The sequence below is a fragment of the Facivitalis istanbulensis genome, from assembly GCF_040560405.1.
In the GTDB taxonomy this organism is placed as follows: domain Bacteria; phylum Pseudomonadota; class Alphaproteobacteria; order Sphingomonadales; family Sphingomonadaceae; genus Sphingomonas; species Sphingomonas istanbulensis.
Map to the genome: position 1 here is coordinate 18,247 of NZ_JAVSCQ010000008.1, position 17,464 is coordinate 35,710.

Sequence of the window (17,464 nt, forward strand, 5' to 3'; positions counted from 1 at the left end):
ATGACAATTTCCACCGAAAAAGCTGATCGGGAAAGCGCCGCCATCTGGGTTGCGCGGCACGTTTCCGGCGGAGAATTTGATCGATCGGCCTTCGAAGCCTGGCTTGGTGGTCACACGCGGCGCCAGGCCTATTTCGACGAACTATATGCCACCTGCATGGACCCGGTCGTCGGACAAGCCTTGGCCAATGTCAGCAGCAGGGCCCGGCGTGTGTCCGTCCGGCTCCCCTCCGCGTTTCGCGTCGCGCTGCCGGTCGCGGCTGCGGCCGCGATCACGCTCGTCGTCGTCCAGTCGGTGCGACAGCAGAACCAGCCTGCAACGATCCAGGAATTCGCCGCCGCGACCGGAGAGGTGAAAATGGTTCCTCTCAAGGACGGGTCGACCGTCATGCTTGGCAGCAACACTCGAATCACGGTCCGATTCTCTGACAGCGGTCGACAAGTGACGTTGACGGACGGCAACGCTTATTTCGATGTCGCCCATGATGCGGCACGGCCATTCACAGTCTCGGCGGGACAGGCGCGGACAGTTGTCCTGGGGACCAAATTCGACCTGGCGCTTTCACACGGGGACGTGGATCTAGCGGTGGAACGTGGACTGGTGCGCTTCGAAGCGCAAAATCAGGCAAAGGCCGCTGTCCTGGTCAAGGCCGGTTATCATAGCCAGTTTCACGATGGACGACCGGACACGCCCAGTCATATCCGTCCGGATAGGGTCGGGGCGTGGCGCGAAGGCTGGATCGAGGCCGAGGACATGCCCGTCTCCCGGCTCGTCGCCGAATTCCAGCGCTGGAGCGGGCGGACGATCGATATCGAAAGCCCGTCGATCGCCAGGCAACGCGTGGCCGGTCGCTTCCGACTAACAGGCGACCCTCGCGGTCAGCTGGAGAGTCTCGCATATCTGTCCGGCTCTCACTTGATTGAAAGAAACGAACATTATGTTCTTGTAAAAAATAAGTAATACAGGACAATGCAAACTTAAGCCCCCCGGAGAATGGGGATCATTGGCGGCAAGCCGTATGCGCCTGATGTGAGTGATGGGGACTGGCTGTTGGTCTTGCTGTGGCGACATGAAGAAGCGATGGTCGCCCGTGACGGTATCGAAGCCGTGGACGCGGGCCGGTTCGCCAGGCTGCTGGCCATGACCATCACAGACGACCAAGGCAGTCGTTTCGGAGCGCGGCACAGTGCAATCACGACTACTCCCCAGCTCGATGCGGAGCATCGCGCGATCCCGCCGTTACCCAGGACGCGGCGGGAGCACCAATCTGCGCTGAGCCTGTCTGAAGATAATTGTGGACGCAGCGCGTGTGAAAATAAGCGGGATCAGCATCCCTGATCCGATCTCTGCGCTGGACAGCAACCTCGCCGTTGGACGTCGCGTCAAAGACGGCGCGGTGCCCGGTTTCGACCGGAAGTGGTGCCCCTGGCCGGACTCGAACCAGCATGCCTTGCGGCGTTCGATTTTGAGTCGAATGCGTCTACCAATTTCGCCACAGGGGCAGCGAAGACGTGGCTGCTAGACGAGGGCGATCGACCGCGCAAGAGGCGATCGTCGCGGGTCATGGACAATCATGCATCGCCACGCAGACAAAGCCGACGAGCGTGGCCGACAGCAGCACCGCCATCGCGATGAGATAGAATGGCAGGATCAGCCACTTGGTCCTTGTCCGCAAAGGCAAGAGCGAAAGGCCGATCGCCCCCGGTACCACGGCTATCGCGGCCAGACCATAAGCAAAGGCCGGATGGGGCAGGCCGGAGGCCGCCGGGTCCGACCACAGGATCGCCAGCCAGGTCAGCGGTGGCCCGAACAGGAGCAGCGCCATGCCCCCCGCCGCCCGTGCGAATGTCTTTCGCCTTTGCGGTGTCATCTGGCTAAGCGTCCCATGATCGCGCCGTTCCGTCAATTCACCGGCGACCGATGGCGATAGCTGAGCGCCTCGGCGATATGCGCGCGCGCCACCCGCTCGGCCCCCGCCAGATCCGCGATGGTGCGGGCGACGCGCAGGACGCGGGTATAGCCCCGCGCGGTCAGGCGCATCCGCTCGGCCGCCTCGATCAGCAGGGCGCGTCCCGCATCGTCGGGCATCGCCCATCGTTCGAGCAGCGCACCGTCCGCCTCGGCATTGGTGCGCACGGGCGTGTCGCGATAGCGATCGCCTTGCAGCGCGCGCGCCGCCGCGACGCGCGCGGCGACCGTCGCCGAGGCTTCAGCGGCGGCGGGCGCGAACAGGTCGAGCGCGCGCACCGGCTGCACCTCCACCGACAGATCGATCCGGTCCAGCAGCGGCCCGGAAATCTTCGCCTGATAATCGGCGGCGCAACGCGGCGCGCGGGCACAGGCCAGCGCGGCATCGCCCAGATGACCGCAACGACAGGGGTTCATCGCAGCGACCAATTGCACCCGCGCCGGAAAGGTCACATGCGCATTGGCGCGCGCGATGCTGACCGTGCCGGTTTCGAGCGGCTGGCGCAGCGAATCGAGGACCGCACGCTGAAATTCGGGCAACTCGTCGAGGAACAGCACGCCCATATGCGCCAGGCTGACCTCACCGGGCCGGGCGCGCAGGCCACCGCCGGTCAGCGCCGCCATCGACGCCGAATGATGCGGCGCGCGAAACGGCCGGGTGCGGGTCAGCCGCCCCCCGGCCAGCGTTCCGGCCACCGACTGGACCATCGAGACCTCCAGTGCCTCGGCGGCATCCAGCGGCGGGAGAATCCCGGGCAGGCACGCCGCCATCAACGACTTGCCCGAACCGGGCGGTCCGCTCATCAGCAGATTGTGCGATCCCGCCGCCGCGATCTCCAGCGCGCGGCGGGCATTTTCCTGTCCCTTGACCTGCGACAGGTCGGGACCGGGTACCGCATCCTCCACGACGCCGCTTTCGGGCGGCGGCAGCAGCGAATGCCCCTTCAGATGGTTGATCAGCGACAACAGGTCGGGCGCGGCGACCACCGCCCCGCCCCCGGCCCAACCGGCCTCGCCCCCTTGCGCCGCCGGGCAGATCAGTCCCTTGTCCAGCGACGCCGCATGGATCGCGGCCAGCAGCACGCCGGGCGACGGACCGATCCGCCCGTCCAGCGCGAGCTCGCCCACCACGATATGATCAGCCAGCAGTTCGGCATCGACCACCCCCATCGCGCCCAGCAGCGCGAGCGCGATGGGCAGGTCGAAATGCGATCCCTCCTTGGGCAGGTCGGCGGGCGACAGGTTCACCGCGATGCGCTTGGGCGGGAGCGCGAGGCCCATGGCGGCGATCGCGGCGCGCACCCGTTCGCGGCTCTCGCCCACCGCCTTGTCGGCCAGCCCGACGAGGTTGAAGGCGGGCAGCCCCGCGATCAACTGTACCTGCACCTCGACGGCGCGCGCCTCCAGTCCCAGATAGGCCACGGTGGACACGATCGTCGCCATATGCTTTGCCCCGTTTGCGCGAGCGCTCCCCCTGCCCGCCCGCTCTCCCTGCAAAGGAAGGGCGGCCCCTGCAAGAGGCAGATGCGCGTACGCGCCATCGGCACGGCGGATTGACTTGCCCGGTCACTTTGCCTATGCGGCTTGCCACCAAGGCCGTCCTCGTGGCGGCCGTTTTTATTCAGACGTATCCAAGGAATGAACGATGAAGCGGACCTTTCAGCCGAGCAATCTGGTGCGCGCTCGCCGTCACGGCTTCCGTGCGCGGATGGCGACGCCCGGCGGCCGTGCGGTGATCCGGGCGCGTCGCGCGCGCGGTCGCAAGAAGCTGTCGGCGTAATCACGACGCTGACCCGCCGCCGCGACTTCCTCGCGGCCAATGGCGGGCGACGCGTGGCGATGCCCGGCTTCGTGCTGCAGGTACGCCCGCGTGATGACGGTGACGCCGCCATGCGAGTCGGCTTCACCGTCACCAAGAAGATCGGTAACGCGGTCGTCCGCAACCGGATGAAACGCCGGCTGCGGGCGCTCGCGCGTGATCTGTTGCCGGGCAAGGGCATTGCGGGTGCGGATCACGTGCTGATCGGACGGCAGGGCGGAATCGAACGCGACTATCAAGCGCTCACCGCCGAGCTGCTCAAGGCCCTGATTCGTGCCGCATCGCCGGAAAGCCCCGCCGACCAGCGTCCTGGAAACGGCCGGGGCGAACCCCGCACGCCGCATGGCCGGGGCAAGGGGCGCGGTCCGCGCGGCGGCGCGCATCGACACGCGGCCGAATCATCCCGGGAGCCCGCGCGGTCATGATCGCGCGGCTCCTGATTCTCATCGCGCGGGGCTGGCAACTCGGCCCTTCGCTGATTTTACCGCCCAGCTGTCGCTACCAACCATCCTGTTCGGCCTATGCAATAGAGGCCATTGGCCGCTATGGCGCGGTCAAAGGGGGCTGGTTGGCGCTCAAGCGCATTGCGCGGTGCCATCCCTGGGGCGGGCACGGGCCCGACCCAGTGCCCTGACGTAACTGGCGTCACAACTGGGGTTTCGACGTGAACGAAGACCGCAAGAATTTTGTCGTGTTCGCGGTGATCGCGGCGCTGATCCTGTTCGGATGGCCGCTCATTCAGAGCAAGTTCTTCCCGAGCAATCCGCCCACGACCAAGATCGAGGGCGGCAAGCAGGTTCCGCTGACCAACTCGACCGCGAATCCGACCGCGACGACTCCTTCCGCGATCCGCGACCGCAAGATCGTGCTGGCCGAGACCCCGCGCGTGGCGATCGAAACCCCGCGTCTGAGGGGTTCGATCAATCTGAAGGGCGCACGGATCGATGACCTCGTGCTGCTCGACTATAAGGAAACGGTGGCGAAGGATTCGGCGCCGATCCGCCTGTTGTCGCCGGCGGGCGCGCAGGGTGCCTATTTCGCGGGCTTCGGCTGGCGTACCGACGGGCTGAACCCGCCCGCCGCCGACGCCGTCTGGACCGCCAGCGCACCCGTGCTGCGCCCCGGCCAGCCGGTCACGCTGTCGTCCGCCAACGCGCAGGGCCAGCAGTTCCGGATCACCCTTTCGGTCGACAAGGATTACATGTTCACCGTCCAGCAGACGGTGGCCAATGGCGGCACCGCGCCCGTGCCGGTGGCAGCCTATGGCTATGTCAATCGCGGCATCTCGGCCGATCCGGATAGCTGGACGATCCATGTCGGCCCGATGTCGGTCAACAATGGTTCGGCGCAATATGGCCCGAACTGGAAGGATCTGGACAAGGCTCCGACCCGCTTCACGACCACGGGGGGCTGGCTGGGCTTTACCGACAAATATTGGCTGGCCACGCTGATCCCCGACCAGTCGAAGAATTTCGACGGCCAGTTCCGCGCCGGCGCGGGCCAGACCTATCAGGCCGACTATACTCTCCAGCCGCAGTTGCTGGCCCCCGGCCGCCAGGTGACCCAGACCACCCGCTTCTTCGCGGGTGCCAAGGAGGTCGCGCTGCTCGACCGCTATACCGACAAGGAAGGCGCGACGAAGCTCGATTACGCGCTCGACTGGGGATATCTGCGGGTCCTTGAAAAGCCGATCTTCTATTATCTCGACTGGCTGTTCCGCCTGATCGGCAATTTCGGCGTCGCGATCATCCTGCTGACCGTCACCATCCGCGCGCTGATGTTCCCGATCGCGCAGCGCCAGTTCGCCTCGATGGCGGCGATGCGCGCCGTCCAGCCGAAGATGAAGGCGATCCAGGAGCGGTTCAAGGACGACAAGGTCCGGATGCAGCAGGAGGTCATGGCCCTTTACAAGCAGGAGAAGGTCAATCCGCTGGCGGGCTGCCTGCCCGCGGTGATCCAGATCCCGATCTTCTACGCGCTCTACAAGGTGCTGATGCTCACGATCGAAATGCGGCACCAGCCGTTCGTCGCGTGGATCAAGGATCTGTCCGCGCCCGATCCGCTGACCCCGGTCAACCTGTTCGGCCTGCTGCCCTTCGTCCCGCCGCACTTCATCGCGATCGGCGTGGTACCGATCCTGCTGGGCATCTCGATGTACTTCCAGTTCAAGATGAACCCGCAACCGATGGATGACGCGCAGAGGCAGGTCTTTGCGATCCTGCCCTGGGTGCTGATGTTCGTGATGGCGCCGTTCGCGGTCGGGCTTCAGGTCTACTGGATCACGACCAACTGCATCTCGATCCTGCAGCAGCGCCTGCTCTATGCCCGCCATCCGGGCCTGAAGCAGCCCGCCGTCAAGTGAGCGAGCATCCCACGCCCCATCCGGCCGATTCCACCTCCGAAGAGCAAGCCGGCGAGCCCGCCGGCTTTTCGGAGGAACTGGTCGAGGCCGCGCGCAAGCTGTTCGCCGGACCGGTCGGCTTCCTGAAATCGGCCCCCGCGCTGAAATTCCTGCCCGATCCGATCGTGCCGGAAGTCGCGGTGGCCGGGCGCTCCAATGTCGGCAAGTCGTCGCTGCTCAACGCGCTGACCAACCGCAACGGGCTCGCGCGCACCTCCAACACGCCGGGGCGGACGCAGGAGTTGAACTTCTTCGACGTCGGCACCCCACCGGTGCTGCGCCTCGTCGACATGCCGGGCTATGGCTTCGCCAAGGCGCCCAAGGACATGGTCAAGCAGTGGCGGTTCCTGGTGAACGACTTCCTGCGCGGGCGGCAGGCGCTGAAGCGCGCGCTGGTGCTGATCGATTCGCGCCACGGCATCAAGGATGTCGATCGTGAAATCCTGGAGATGCTCGACCGCGCGGCAGTCAGCTATCGCATCGTCCTGACCAAGGCGGACAAGGTGAAGGCGACCGAACTCGCCGACGTCGTCGCCCGCACCGAGATCGAGGCACGCAAGCGCCCCGCGGCGCATCCCGGCATCCTCGCCACCTCCAGCGAAGGCGGCATGGGGATCGCCGACCTGCGCGCCGCGGTGCTGGAGGCGATCGGCTAAGCGAAGCGGTATGGAGCGCCGGTCCAGTCGGTGGTCGTACGCCTGAGCCGCGCCGAACATGGATAGGTATTCGCCCATCCGGCATCCTGTCGGATGGGCCTTTCTTTTGCCCGGTGGACGCGGGCCTTCGGGGGCGTTACCCCGTCCCGCCATGAAGCTCATCATCGGCAACAAGGCCTATTCCTCTTGGTCGCTGCGCGGCTGGCTCGCCTGTCGGCAGTCGGGACTCCCGTTCGAGGAGGTCGTGGTGCCGCTTTATGACGCGGACTGGGATCGCCGTCGCGAAGGGGCGGAATTCGCGCCCTCCTCCGGCAAGGTGCCGATCCTGTGGGATGGCGAGGCGGTCGTCTGGGACAGCCTGGCGATCGTCGACTATCTGGCGGACAAGGTCGGTCGTGAGCGCTTCTGGCCGGGCGACGACGCCGCGCGCGCCATGGCGCGGTCGATGGCCGCCGAGATGCATTCCAGCTTCGTCGCGCTGCGTCGCAAGCACAGCATGAACATCCGCCAGATCTTTCCCGCCCAGACACCCGACGACGATGTGATCGTCGATCTGAACCGGATCATGGAACTCTGGGCCCAGGCGCGCGCGCGGTTTGGCGGCGAGGGAGACTTCCTGTTCGGCGCGTTCGGCGCGGCGGACATCATGTTCGCGCCGGTGGTGACGCGGATCGTGACCTATCAACTGCCCGTCGCACGCTTTGCCCTGCCCTATATGGATGCGGTGCTGCATCACCCCTTCATGCAGGACTGGATCGCCGGCGCGCAGGAGGAAGAGTGGGTGATCGAGCGCTTTGAACAGCCGGTGGGGTAAGTCGCCCTGCCGCCGTACCGTGCCGGACGGGCAACGGCCTGACGGACGACGCGCCCATTGCCGACCCGGCGCGTGCTGCCTATGCCGCGCGGTATGACCGACGCCCTTTCCCTGGCCCAAGCCCTGATCCGCGCCGACAGCGTCACCCCCGCGCGCGGCCCTGTGTTCAACGTTCTGGACCATGCGCTGACCCCACTGGGTTTTGCGGTCGATCGCTTCGTGGCGGGCGAGGCGCCGGATGGGCCGGTCGAGAATCTGCTCGCGACGCGGCCGGGCCGGGGGACGCATCTGGCCTTTGCGGGCCATGTCGATGTGGTGCCAGCCGGCGAAGGCTGGGACGGATCGCCCTTTTCCGGCACGGTGCGCGAGGGCCTGTTGTTCGGGCGGGGCGCGGTCGACATGAAGGGCGCGGTCGCCGCCTTCGTCGCGGCCATCGCTTCGACCCCCTCGACCATCCCGCTCACCCTCATCATCACAGGCGACGAGGAAGGGCCCGCCGTCCATGGCACCCGCGCGCTGATCGATCGCATGGCCGCGCGAGGCATCGCCCCCGATCTGTGCCTGGTCGGCGAGCCGACCTGCACCCGGCATCTGGGCGACATGATGAAGATCGGGCGGCGCGGATCGGTCAATATCTGGATCACCGTGCCCGGACGGCAGGGTCATGTCGCCTATCCGCATCTGGCCGACAATCCGATTCCCCCCCTCATCGCGATCCTGGCCGAGATCGAGGGAGTGACGCTGGACCAGGGCAATGCCTGGTTCCAGCCATCGAATATCGAGATCACCGATCTGCATGTCGGCAACGCGGCGCACAATGTCATTCCCGGATCGGCGCAGGCGCGCCTGTCGATCCGCTTCAACGACGAACAGAGCGGCGCGGCGCTGATCGATCGAATCCGGTCGATCGCGCTGGCCCATGCCCCCGCCGCGCAGGTGACCGGCCGGATTTCGGGCGAAGCCTTCCTGACCGAGCCCGGCGCCTTTTCCACGATGATCGCCGAGGCGATCCGCGCCGAAACCGGGATCGAACCCGAATTGTCGACCACCGGCGGCACGTCGGACGCGCGGTTCCTGTCGAAACTATGCCCCACGGTCGAGTTCGGTTTGCTGAACGCGACGATGCACAAGGTGGACGAGGCGGTGGCGGTCGATGATCTCTCCGCCCTGACCCGCATCTATGCGGCCATCATCGCTCGCGCGGGCGCCTGAACACGATATAGAGCGCCCCCTGCCCGCCATGGCGCGGATGGGCGTTGCGGATCGCGGCGATCGCATCGGCATGGCGCGATGCGCCGAGCCAGTCGCTGATCGCCGCGCGGATCGCCCCGCGCGCATGGGGGCGCTCGCTCTCGGGACGCGGCGGCTTGCCCGTCACCAGCAGCAGCACGCGGTCGCCCCGCGAAATCGCGCGCGCCAGCCCCTGATCGAGCATCGCATGGGCGGAGGCCAGCGTATGCCCGTGCAGGTCCAGCGAACTGTCGGGCAGCACGCTGCCCCGCGAGAGCCTTTTGTCCCAGCCGCCGTCCAGCGTCTCACCCGGTCCCTTGCGCGGGGCGGGCGGTGGCGGCGCGGGCTGGCGCAGGGGCGGCACGCGCCCCTTGACCCGCACCTTGGGCGCGCCGGGGGTTTCGTGGAACACTGTCTCCATCGTCGGAGGCGGCGGCGCCGGGCGAGCGGGAACGACCGCGGCGCGCAAGGGCCGCACCGTCTCCATCACCCGCGCCCAGAGCTGCGCTTCGTCAGGGTTGAGGGACCGCACCGGCCGCCCCGCTGGTCGTCGCCAGGCCCGCCCGCGCCAGCGTGCCGATCGGCAATAGCAGGAAGGCCGTGCCCCGCGCCGACATGCCGCCCGCCACGGTGCGCGCCGTATCGCCAGCGCCCCAGAAGGTATCGAACCGGTTGGAACCCTTGATCGCGCCCCCCGTATCCTGGACTACCCACAGGCCGGTCGCGTCCTGCCGGTCCATCGACAGGAAGACGGGCGCACCCAGCGGCACGAATTTGGGATCGGCCGCCGCGCTGACCTGACCGGTCACGGCATAGCCCATCGCGCCCTGCGGCGCGCCGGTCAGTTCGCGGAAGAACACGAAGCTCTTATTCTCGCGCATGATCGCCCGACCCTGCTCGGGATGCTCGTGCAGCCAAGCGACGATCCCCTGCATCGAGCTCTGGTCCGGCCCGAGCAACCCACGCGCCTTCATCAGCGCGCCGATGCCGGTATAGTCGCGGCCATTCTGGCTGTCATAGCCGATCCGCATGATCGTGCCATCGGGCTGGCGCAGACGGCCGGACCCCTGGATCTGGAGGAAGAAGACCTCCACCGGGTCCGCGCCCCAGGCAAGGACGGGCGCCCGCCCTTCCAGCGAACCCAGTTCGATCGCAGTGCGGTCGTCATAGGGGACCAGGGTGCTGCCCTGCACCTTGCCGCGCACCTTCCTGCCCTTCAGGTCGGTGGAGAAGGCGCCCAGATCGACATCGATAAGGTCGCGCGGCCGGGCATAGATCGGCACGTCATAGCCCGAGCGCCGCTCGCGTGAGCCCGCAATCTCGGGTTCGTAATAGCCCGTTGCCAGCGAGCGGCCGTCACCGACCTGCACGGCCTCGAAATACCGGGCGAAGAAATCCCGGGCGCGCCCCGGCGCGACGCTGGCGGCGGCCTGGCAGGCGGGCTGCCAATCGGCGCCCTGGGTCAGGCCGCTGCTGTCGGTCCGGCGCATCAGTCCGGGACAGGACAAGGCAAAGGCGGCGCGCGCCGCGTCCGCCTGTCCCTCGGTCATCGGCAGCGAGGCGACCGGCGGCCCTGCCAGAATGCCAGCCTGCGCCGCGGTGGCCGCGCCGGGCGTCGTGGTGACAGGCGTCGCCGGCAGCGGCGTGGCGGGCACGATGCGAATCGGCCCCGGCGGTATCCGCGATGCCGAGGCTCCGTTCGGCAGCCGGGACGAAGGGCCGGGGCGCGGTTCGCGCACAGGCCGTGAGGGATAGCCCCCCGCCTCGCCCGGCGGAACGATCCGTCCCGCGCAGGCCGCCAACGTCATCGACAGCGCGACCGTGGCCGCGAATCCCGCCCCCCTCGTCATGCCGTCGGTCAGGCTTCGTCGGTGTCGACGAGCTTCCAGTTCGGATCGCCGCTCTTCAGCGTCCGGGCGAAGGTCCAGACGTCGTGCGTCTCGACCGCGTCGCTCAGCGAACCGGCGATCACCTGCCCCTCGGCGTCGCGGGTCACGGCGGCGATATCCGCATCGAACCGCACGGTGATCCGGGCATCGCGCCCCTGCACCTGCGCATCGACGATCCGGGCGCTCTCGATTCGAATCAGGCGATTGTCGAGCGTCTCGCCCGCCTCGCGCCGCTGCGCGATCGCCTCGGCAAAGGCGCTCAGCACATCGCGTTCGACCAGATCGGCGAGTGCCGCTTCGTCATTCTGCCAAAAGGCTTCGAGCGTCATGCGATAGGCGGCCTGGGCCCCGCCCAGAAACTGGGTCACGTCGAAGCCGGGTTCGCCCGCGATCACCGCCCGCAGCCCCTGTTCGGCACGCGGTTCGATGTTGCGATCGGCGACCCGCGCGGCCTGTTGCCCCGTGTCGGCCACGCGCGGCAAGATCACCGGCATCGCGCGATCCTCCGCGCTGCGCGGCGACGGCTGTTCATGGCCGGTCCGCTTGCCCAGCACGCTGTAGAGCCGCAGGGCCAGGAAGAGCGCGACCATCGCGAGAAGAACGACGTAGAATAACAACGCGACAAGCCTTTCGATAACCCGACCGATATAGGCGTACCGACCGATAATGAAAACCCGGCCATGAAAGGAGGACTTCCCCGGCGGCCAAGGTTGAATCCCTATCGACCCGCTGCTACGCGCAACGGCCATTAGGCCGAACGCGCGAACCTGCCCTTTCGGTTCCCTAGCCCCCTTGATAGTACGCAAGAAGGTATTGACGATGGACGAACAGGGTTTGCCGCAGGGCTTCGAAGCGCCGACCGCAGAGGGCGAGACCGGCCCCGCCGCCGGTCTGATCTCGCAATATGTGAAGGATCTGTCGTTCGAGAACCCGAACGCGCCGGGCATCTACCAGGCGCAGAACGCGCCGGGCATCGACGTGCAGTTCAACATCTCCGCCGCGCAGGTCGGCGAGGAAGTCCATGAACTGGTCCTCAAGATCGAGGTCCGCGCCGAGTCCGAGGGCAAGACCGCCTTCATCGTCGACCTGAGCTATGCGGGCCTGTTCGGCTTCCGCAACGTGGCCGTCGACCAGATCCAGCCCTTCATGCTGGGCGAAGCGCCCCGCCTGCTCTTCCCGTTCGCCCGCCGCGTGCTGGCCGATGCGGTGCGCGACGGCGGATTTCCGCCGCTGATGCTGGAGCCGATCGATTTCGCCCAGCTGTATCTCCAGCAGGCCGAGGCCCAGGGCACCGCGCAGCCCAACACCCCGGAAACCGGCCACGCCTGATCCGGACTGAACCATGAACCTGACCAAGGCGCTGGGCTCGGTCGGCGGGCTGACTCTGGCCAGCCGCGTGCTTGGTCTGGTTCGCGACTCGCTGTTCTTTCGCTTCGTCGGCGCGAACTTCGCCTCCGACGCGTTCCAGATCGCGTTTCGCCTGCCCAACCTCTTCCGCGCCCTCTTCGCCGAGGGCGCCTTCTCCGCCGCCTTCATCCCGATGTTCAACCGCAAGGTGGCGGAGGGCGACAAGGCGGAGGGGGCGGCGGAAGGGGCCGGCCTGAAGCAGGGCCTGGCCTTTGCCGAAGACGCGCTGTCGATGCTGCTGCCGGTACTGCTGGCGATGACCGCGCTGGTCGAGCTGGCGGCATGGCCCGTCACCTGGGTCCAGACCTTCGGCTATGGCAAGGGCACGGCGGCGCAGTTCGATTATATCGTCCTGCTCAACCGGCTGACCTTTCCCTATCTGCTGTTCATCAGCCTGGTCTCGCTGCTGGGCGGCATCCTCAATTCGCTCCAGCGCTTCTGGGTCAACGCAGCCGCGCCGATCCTGCTCAACCTGACGCTGATCGTCGCGCTGCTGCTGTTCCACGACCATGATCCTTTGCCCACCGCGCGCAACCAGGCGATGGCGGTGTCGGTGGCGGGCGCACTCCAGCTGGTCTGGCTATGGTGGGCGTGCCGCCGCGCGGGCGTCCGGCTGCGGCTCAAGCGGCCGACGATCAATGACGATGTGAAGCGGCTGCTGAAACTGATCCTGCCCGCCGCGGCGGGTGCGGGCGCGGTGCAGATCAACCTCGTCATCTCGACCGCGCTCGCCGCGCGCTTCCTGCCCGCCGGTTCGGTCTCGTACATCTATGCCGCCGACCGGCTCAACCAATTGCCGTTGGGGTTGATCGGGATCGGCCTGGGCACCGTGCTCCTGCCCACCGTTTCGCGCCTGCTGGGCGCGGGCAAGGAAGCCGAGGCGATGGAGACGCAGAACAGGGGCATGGAACTGGCCCTGCTCCTCACCCTGCCCGCCACGGTCGCCCTGATTGTCTGCGGCCAGCCGATCGCCGCCGCGCTGTTCCAGCATGGCAAGTTCACCGCGACCAACAGCTTCTACACCGCGCAGGCGCTGGCCGCCTTCTCGATCGGCCTGCCCAGCTATATCCTGGTCAAGGTGCTGACGCCCGGCTTCTATGCCCGTGCCGACACGCGCACGCCGGTGCGCTTCGCCACCTGGTCGATGCTGGTCAATCTGGGACTGAACCTGGCCTTCATCCTGCCCCTCAGGCATATGGGGCCGCCGCTCGCGACCGCGATCGCCTCGACCGTCAATGTCGCGCTGCTCTATCACACGCTATCGCGTCGCGGCCATTTCGTCGCCGACGCGCAGCTTCGCCGCCGCGCATGGCGGATCGCGCTCGCCGCCCTGCTGATGGGGGGCGCGATGGCGATGCTCAACACCCGGTTCCAGCCCTATGTGACGGGCAGCAACCTGGAGCGCTGGGGCGCGCTCATCCTACTGGTCGCGACCGGCATGCTGGTCTATGCGCTGGCCACCTTCGCGACGGGCGCGTTCCGTATCGGAGACATCAAGCGGCTCGTTCGCCGCAGCAACTGAGGACCATCATGCGCGTCGTTTCCGGCATCAAGCCCACGGGCAACCTTCATCTCGGCAATTATCTGGGCGCCGTGAAACAGTGGGTGGCGATGCAGGACGACATCCAGGCCAAGGGCGGCGAGACGATGTATTTCATCGCGGACCTGCACGGCCTGACCGAATGGATCACCCCCGCCGCCATGGCCGCCAACACGATCGAGATGACCGCGACGCTGATCGCGGCCGGCATCGATCCTGATCGCTCGATCCTGTTCAACCAGACGCGGGTTTCGGCGCATAGCGAACTCGGCTGGCTGCTGAACAATGTCGCGCGCGTCGGCTGGCTGAACCGCATGACCCAGTTCAAGGACAAGGCGGGCAAGAATCGCGAGGGCGCGAGCGTCGGGCTGTACGACTATCCCGTGCTGATGGCCGCCGATGTGCTGCTCTACAACGCCACCCATGTGCCGGTGGGCGAGGACCAGAAGCAGCATCTGGAACTGGCGCGCGATATCGCGACCAAGTTCAACAACGACTATGAGCGCGAACTGTTCACCCTGCCCGAACCGCTCATCAGCGGCGCCGCGCCGCGCATCATGTCGTTGCGCGACGGCAGCGCGAAAATGTCCAAGTCGAACCCGTCGGAGATGTCGCTGGTCAAGCTGATCGACAGCGACGAGATGATCGCCGAGAAGTTCCGCAAGGCCAAGACCGATCCCGACGTCCTGCCCGAAACGATGGAGGGGCTGGAAGGCCGGGCCGAGGCGCGCAACCTCATCACCATCTATGCCGCGCTGTCGGACCGTGCGCCCGACGATGTGCTGGCGCAGTTCGCGGGCAAGGGCTTTGGCGCGTTCAAGCCCGAACTGGCCGATCTGGCGGTCGCCACGCTGGGTCCGATCCGCGAACGGCTGACCCGCCTGCTCGACGATCGCGGCGAAGTGGGACGGATCCTGGAACGCGGGGCGGAGAAGGCCCGTGATCTCGCCGCGCCGCTGCTGCTCGACGTACAGCGGACCATGGGCTTGCAGATCTGATGATCCCCGGCCCCATCACCGCGATCCCCCGCCGGATCATGGTGATGGGGCCTCCGGGCAGCGGCAAATCGACGCTGGCGCGACAGATCGGCACGGCGCTGGCATTGCCGGTCTGGCATGGCGACGCGCTGTTTCACGGCCCCGGCTGGGTTCCGAGACAGCGAGAGGATTTCATCGCCGACATGACGGCGCTGGCCGCACGCGCCGAATGGGTGATCGACGGCAATTATTCCAGCGCGCATTACGGTACCGCGATCCGGGACCGGCTGGCCCGCGCGGAGCGGATCATCTGGCTCGACCTTCCCCGCCACGTCACGATCCCTCGCATCCTGCGGCGAATCGCGCGCCATCATGGCCGGATCCGGCCCGACAGCGCACCCGGCTGTCCCGAAAGGCTGGACCTCGCCTTTCTGCACTATTGCTGGCGCTGGCGAAGCAGGGTGCAACCATCGATCCTTCGGGTGCTGGCCACCGTCGAGGAGCGGGTGCTCTGTTATGATCGCTCCCCGGCCCTGGCGCAGTTGCTGGCCGATCTCCGGACATCGCCCCACAGGCTTCGACACGGCCCGGGCTGAGTGCGATCCGCCGGGTGCGAGGCCAAAGGCACCGCGCCGCCCTCCCCTGCAACGAAAAAGGGCGGCCCCATCGGGACCGCCCTTTCGCTTGTCCGAAGCGATCGGCGCGTGCTTACGCGACCGCCGCCTCATACCGGCGGCCGGCCTCGTCCCAGTTCACCACGTCCCACCAGGCCTTCAGATAGCCGGGGCGGTCGTTCATATAGGTGAGGTAATAGGCGTGTTCCCACACGTCATTGCCCAGGATCGGCGTGCCCTTTTCGGCGACGACGTCCATCAGGGGATTGTCCTGGTTCGGCGTCGACGCGACCTTCAGCTTGCCGTCGGCGTCCGCGATGACCCAGGCCCAGCCCGAACCGAACTGGCCCGCACCCTTGGTGTTGAATTCATCCTTCAGCTTGTCGAGACCGCCAAACGCCTCGATCGCGTCGGCCAGCTTGCCCGAGGGCTTGGTCGAACCGGGCTTGGTCATGATCTTCCAGAAGAAGTCATGGTTCCAGAAGCCGCCGCCATTGTTGCGGACGACCGCCGGGGCCGACGAGATATTGGCGAGGATGTCCTCGATCGACTTGCCCTGAAGCGACGCATCGGCCTCGACCGCTTCGTTCAGCTTGTTGGTATAGGCGGCATGATGCTTGTCATGGTGGAAGGTCATCGTCTCCTTGGAGATGACCGGCTCGAGCGCATCATAGCCGTACGGGAGGGGCGGCAGTTCGAAAGCCATCGTAATTGCTCCTTTTGGGTTTGCCTGTGGCAACGCCGGACCCGTCAAATGGCTCCCAAAAGCCGGTTACGCAACCGTTCCGATCAGATCATGGCGCCGAAGCGCATGCCGCAACTGGTCGTAGCTCAGCCCGAGCGCCTCGGCGGTGGTCCGCTGGTTGAAGCGGTTTTCCGCCAGCGCCTTGGTGAGCAACTCACGCTCGAAACGCGCGACGCGGGATTTGAAATCGGACGGCCCGACGTCGCACGCTGCCACCTCATCGCCGTCGCTCATCGGAGCGGGCACCGCGCCCTGCTCGCTTTTCGCGGCGGCGGGGGACTGGCCCTGCGGCCGATAGGGCGAGCGGAACGGATCGATCTCGATCGCATCCACCGGCCCCTCGCGGTCCCAGCGATAGACGGCGCGCTCGACCACGTTGCGCAACTCACGGACATTGCCCGGCCAGCGATGCTCCATCAACGCGTCGGTCGCCTGCGCACCAAAGCCCGGCCAATTCTCCCAGCCGATCTCGGCCGCCATGCGACGCCCGAAATGATTGGCAAGCAGCATGATATCGCTCTTGCGGGCCCGCAAGGGGGGCAGCGTCACCACCTCGAAACACAGCCTGTCGAGCAGGTCGGCGCGAAACTGATGCGCGGCGACCTTGTCGGGCAGATGCTCGTTGGTCGCCGCGACGATGCGGACATCGACGCGCAAGGGCCGCGACGCGCCGATCCGCGTCACCTCGCCATATTCGACCGCCCGCAGCAACCGTTCCTGCGCCGCCATCGACAGCGTGCCCAGTTCGTCGAGGAACAAGGTGCCACCATTGGCCTCCTCGAACCGGCCCGACCGTGCCTTGGTCGCGCCGGTGAATGCGCCCGCCTCATGCCCGAACAATTCCGCCTCGATCAGCGTCTCGGGCAAGGCGGCGCAGTTCATCACGACCAGCGGCTGGTCCCAACGCCCGCTCAGGCGATGGAGGCGCTCGGCGACCAGTTCCTTGCCGGTGCCGCGCTCGCCGATGACCAGCACCGGGCGGTCCAGCGCCGCCGCGCGGCTCGCCAGTTCCAGCGCGTCCAGAAAGGCCCCCGACTGGCCGATGACCTGACTTGTCCGCTCCATTGCCAACAGGTGGCGGATTTTGCCAAGCCTTGGCAAGAGGACAATCGTTGAACCAGCGCAACTATTTCACAACCCATTGAATTCAATTATTTTTTAAAACTGGCACGCCCCCTGCAATGCTATCGGCATACCGCCACGATGCGGACCGAAACAGACAATCAGGGAGTTTTTGCCATGTTCGCCACCAGCCTGACCCGCCAGATCGCCGCCATCGCCTGCACCATCGTCATGAGCGCCACCTGCCTGCTGGGCGCGCTCGCCCCCGCACATGTCGCCACCCCGCAGGCGCCGGTTGCCACGATCGAGGTGCCGGTCGCATAATCCCCGAACAGCCGCCAT

General features: G+C 66.8%; 21 protein-coding genes and 1 tRNA gene. 14 read left to right on the plus strand and 8 right to left on the minus strand.

Going from position 1 to position 17,464, the window contains the following annotated elements:
• A complete protein-coding gene (locus RN629_RS07035) occupies positions 1-960 on the plus strand; it encodes a FecR family protein (RefSeq protein WP_407034566.1) in 960 nt (319 codons plus the stop codon).
• Positions 961-993: 33 nt separating this feature from the next.
• Complete coding sequence (locus RN629_RS07040) at positions 994-1,338, plus strand: hypothetical protein (protein WP_407034567.1); 345 nt, start codon at positions 994-996, stop codon at positions 1,336-1,338.
• 79 nt (positions 1,339-1,417) lie between these two features.
• On the opposite strand, the gene RN629_RS07045 is transcribed toward RN629_RS07040, so the two are convergent.
• From RN629_RS07045 to RN629_RS07055, 3 genes are all read right to left on the minus strand, one after another.
• Positions 1,418-1,502, minus strand: a tRNA-Leu gene (locus RN629_RS07045).
• 59 nt (positions 1,503-1,561) lie between these two features.
• Complete coding sequence (locus RN629_RS07050) at positions 1,562-1,825, minus strand: hypothetical protein (protein ID WP_407034568.1); 264 nt, start codon at positions 1,823-1,825, stop codon at positions 1,562-1,564.
• 77 nt (positions 1,826-1,902) lie between these two features.
• On the minus strand, positions 1,903-3,411 hold the full coding sequence (locus RN629_RS07055; protein ID WP_407034569.1) for a YifB family Mg chelatase-like AAA ATPase: 1,509 nt from the start codon (positions 3,409-3,411) through the stop codon (positions 1,903-1,905).
• A 202-nt stretch (positions 3,412-3,613) separates the two neighbouring features.
• Here RN629_RS07055 and rpmH point away from each other — a divergent pair, with 202 nt between their 5' ends.
• From rpmH to dapE, 7 genes are all read left to right on the plus strand, one after another.
• Complete coding sequence (rpmH, locus tag RN629_RS07060; protein WP_007404632.1) at positions 3,614-3,748, plus strand: 50S ribosomal protein L34; 135 nt, start codon at positions 3,614-3,616, stop codon at positions 3,746-3,748.
• An 8-nt stretch (positions 3,749-3,756) separates the two neighbouring features.
• On the plus strand, positions 3,757-4,212 hold the full coding sequence (gene rnpA / locus RN629_RS07065) for a ribonuclease P protein component (protein WP_407034659.1): 456 nt from the start codon (positions 3,757-3,759) through the stop codon (positions 4,210-4,212).
• Positions 4,209-4,421, plus strand: a complete 213-nt coding sequence (gene yidD, locus RN629_RS07070; protein ID WP_407034570.1) for a membrane protein insertion efficiency factor YidD — start codon at positions 4,209-4,211, stop codon at positions 4,419-4,421. The genes rnpA and yidD overlap by 4 nt, the downstream gene beginning before the upstream one ends.
• Before the next feature lie 30 nt (positions 4,422-4,451).
• Positions 4,452-6,149: a membrane protein insertase YidC gene (yidC, locus tag RN629_RS07075; protein ID WP_407034571.1), complete on the plus strand. Its 1,698-nt coding sequence runs from the start codon at positions 4,452-4,454 to the stop codon at positions 6,147-6,149.
• 77 nt (positions 6,150-6,226) lie between these two features.
• Complete coding sequence (yihA, locus tag RN629_RS07080; RefSeq protein ID WP_407034660.1) at positions 6,227-6,844, plus strand: ribosome biogenesis GTP-binding protein YihA/YsxC; 618 nt, start codon at positions 6,227-6,229, stop codon at positions 6,842-6,844.
• A 151-nt stretch (positions 6,845-6,995) separates the two neighbouring features.
• Positions 6,996-7,658, plus strand: coding sequence for a glutathione S-transferase family protein (locus RN629_RS07085; RefSeq protein WP_407034572.1), 663 nt, complete (start codon positions 6,996-6,998; stop codon positions 7,656-7,658).
• Positions 7,659-7,751: 93 nt separating this feature from the next.
• Positions 7,752-8,870, plus strand: a complete 1,119-nt coding sequence (dapE, locus tag RN629_RS07090) for a succinyl-diaminopimelate desuccinylase (RefSeq protein ID WP_407034573.1) — start codon at positions 7,752-7,754, stop codon at positions 8,868-8,870.
• Here the strand turns inward: dapE and RN629_RS07095 are convergent.
• From RN629_RS07095 to RN629_RS07105, 3 genes are read right to left on the minus strand one after another with little or no spacing between them, the layout of a single operon-like run.
• Positions 8,848-9,375 carry a Smr/MutS family protein gene (locus RN629_RS07095; RefSeq protein ID WP_407034661.1) on the minus strand — a complete coding sequence of 176 codons (528 nt, stop codon included), beginning with the start codon at positions 9,373-9,375 and terminating at the stop codon, positions 8,848-8,850. The two genes, dapE and RN629_RS07095, sit on opposite strands and share 23 nt — an antisense overlap.
• A 25-nt stretch (positions 9,376-9,400) precedes the next feature.
• Complete coding sequence (mltA, locus tag RN629_RS07100; RefSeq protein ID WP_407034574.1) at positions 9,401-10,738, minus strand: murein transglycosylase A; 1,338 nt, start codon at positions 10,736-10,738, stop codon at positions 9,401-9,403.
• Positions 10,739-10,746: 8 nt separating this feature from the next.
• A complete protein-coding gene (locus RN629_RS07105) occupies positions 10,747-11,367 on the minus strand; it encodes a Tim44/TimA family putative adaptor protein (protein ID WP_407034662.1) in 621 nt (206 codons plus the stop codon).
• 229 nt (positions 11,368-11,596) lie between these two features.
• On the opposite strand from RN629_RS07105, the gene secB reads away from it, so the two are divergent.
• From secB to RN629_RS07125, 4 genes are read left to right on the plus strand one after another with little or no spacing between them, the layout of a single operon-like run.
• Positions 11,597-12,106 (plus strand): protein-export chaperone SecB, encoded by a 510-nt coding sequence (gene secB, locus RN629_RS07110; RefSeq protein WP_407034575.1) that lies wholly within the window; start codon positions 11,597-11,599, stop codon positions 12,104-12,106.
• 13 nt (positions 12,107-12,119) lie between these two features.
• On the plus strand, positions 12,120-13,706 hold the full coding sequence (gene murJ, locus RN629_RS07115; RefSeq protein ID WP_407034576.1) for a murein biosynthesis integral membrane protein MurJ: 1,587 nt from the start codon (positions 12,120-12,122) through the stop codon (positions 13,704-13,706).
• 8 nt (positions 13,707-13,714) lie between these two features.
• Entirely contained in the window at positions 13,715-14,722 is a 1,008-nt protein-coding gene (gene trpS, locus RN629_RS07120; protein ID WP_407034577.1) for a tryptophan--tRNA ligase, read from the plus strand.
• Positions 14,722-15,297, plus strand: a complete 576-nt coding sequence (locus RN629_RS07125; protein WP_407034578.1) for a P-loop NTPase family protein — start codon at positions 14,722-14,724, stop codon at positions 15,295-15,297. The genes trpS and RN629_RS07125 overlap by 1 nt, the downstream gene beginning before the upstream one ends.
• Before the next feature lie 112 nt (positions 15,298-15,409).
• On the opposite strand, the gene RN629_RS07130 is transcribed toward RN629_RS07125, so the two are convergent.
• Positions 15,410-16,021, minus strand: coding sequence for a superoxide dismutase (locus RN629_RS07130; RefSeq protein ID WP_407034579.1), 612 nt, complete (start codon positions 16,019-16,021; stop codon positions 15,410-15,412).
• 66 nt (positions 16,022-16,087) lie between these two features.
• On the minus strand, positions 16,088-17,125 hold the full coding sequence (gene pspF / locus RN629_RS07135; RefSeq protein WP_407034663.1) for a phage shock protein operon transcriptional activator: 1,038 nt from the start codon (positions 17,123-17,125) through the stop codon (positions 16,088-16,090).
• A 174-nt stretch (positions 17,126-17,299) separates the two neighbouring features.
• Here pspF and RN629_RS07140 point away from each other — a divergent pair, with 174 nt between their 5' ends.
• The gene (locus RN629_RS07140) at positions 17,300-17,446 is read left to right on the plus strand and encodes a hypothetical protein (protein ID WP_407034580.1); all 147 of its coding nucleotides are present in this window, start codon (positions 17,300-17,302) and stop codon (positions 17,444-17,446) included.
• Positions 17,447-17,464 lie beyond the last annotated feature (18 nt).

Coding starts and splice junctions, on each gene's coding strand:
- trpS (WP_407034577.1), top strand. CDS start 13,715: ATGCGCGTCGTTTCCGGCATCAAGCCCACGGGCAACCTTCATCTCGGC.
- RN629_RS07050 (WP_407034568.1), bottom strand. CDS start 1,825: ATGGCGCTGCTCCTGTTCGGGCCACCGCTGACCTGGCTGGCGATCCTG.
- mltA (WP_407034574.1), bottom strand. CDS start 10,738: ATGACGAGGGGGGCGGGATTCGCGGCCACGGTCGCGCTGTCGATGACG.
- RN629_RS07105 (WP_407034662.1), bottom strand. CDS start 11,367: ATGGTCGCGCTCTTCCTGGCCCTGCGGCTCTACAGCGTGCTGGGCAAG.
- RN629_RS07085 (WP_407034572.1), top strand. CDS start 6,996: ATGAAGCTCATCATCGGCAACAAGGCCTATTCCTCTTGGTCGCTGCGC.
- RN629_RS07095 (WP_407034661.1), bottom strand. CDS start 9,375: ATGGAGACGGTGCGGCCCTTGCGCGCCGCGGTCGTTCCCGCTCGCCCG.
- yidD (WP_407034570.1), top strand. CDS start 4,209: ATGATCGCGCGGCTCCTGATTCTCATCGCGCGGGGCTGGCAACTCGGC.
- RN629_RS07035 (WP_407034566.1), top strand. CDS start 1: ATGACAATTTCCACCGAAAAAGCTGATCGGGAAAGCGCCGCCATCTGG.
- secB (WP_407034575.1), top strand. CDS start 11,597: ATGGACGAACAGGGTTTGCCGCAGGGCTTCGAAGCGCCGACCGCAGAG.
- dapE (WP_407034573.1), top strand. CDS start 7,752: ATGACCGACGCCCTTTCCCTGGCCCAAGCCCTGATCCGCGCCGACAGC.
- murJ (WP_407034576.1), top strand. CDS start 12,120: ATGAACCTGACCAAGGCGCTGGGCTCGGTCGGCGGGCTGACTCTGGCC.
- RN629_RS07130 (WP_407034579.1), bottom strand. CDS start 16,021: ATGGCTTTCGAACTGCCGCCCCTCCCGTACGGCTATGATGCGCTCGAG.
- rpmH (WP_007404632.1), top strand. CDS start 3,614: ATGAAGCGGACCTTTCAGCCGAGCAATCTGGTGCGCGCTCGCCGTCAC.
- RN629_RS07140 (WP_407034580.1), top strand. CDS start 17,300: ATGTTCGCCACCAGCCTGACCCGCCAGATCGCCGCCATCGCCTGCACC.
- pspF (WP_407034663.1), bottom strand. CDS start 17,125: ATGGAGCGGACAAGTCAGGTCATCGGCCAGTCGGGGGCCTTTCTGGAC.
- RN629_RS07055 (WP_407034569.1), bottom strand. CDS start 3,411: ATGGCGACGATCGTGTCCACCGTGGCCTATCTGGGACTGGAGGCGCGC.
- RN629_RS07125 (WP_407034578.1), top strand. CDS start 14,722: ATGATCCCCGGCCCCATCACCGCGATCCCCCGCCGGATCATGGTGATG.
- RN629_RS07040 (WP_407034567.1), top strand. CDS start 994: ATGGGGATCATTGGCGGCAAGCCGTATGCGCCTGATGTGAGTGATGGG.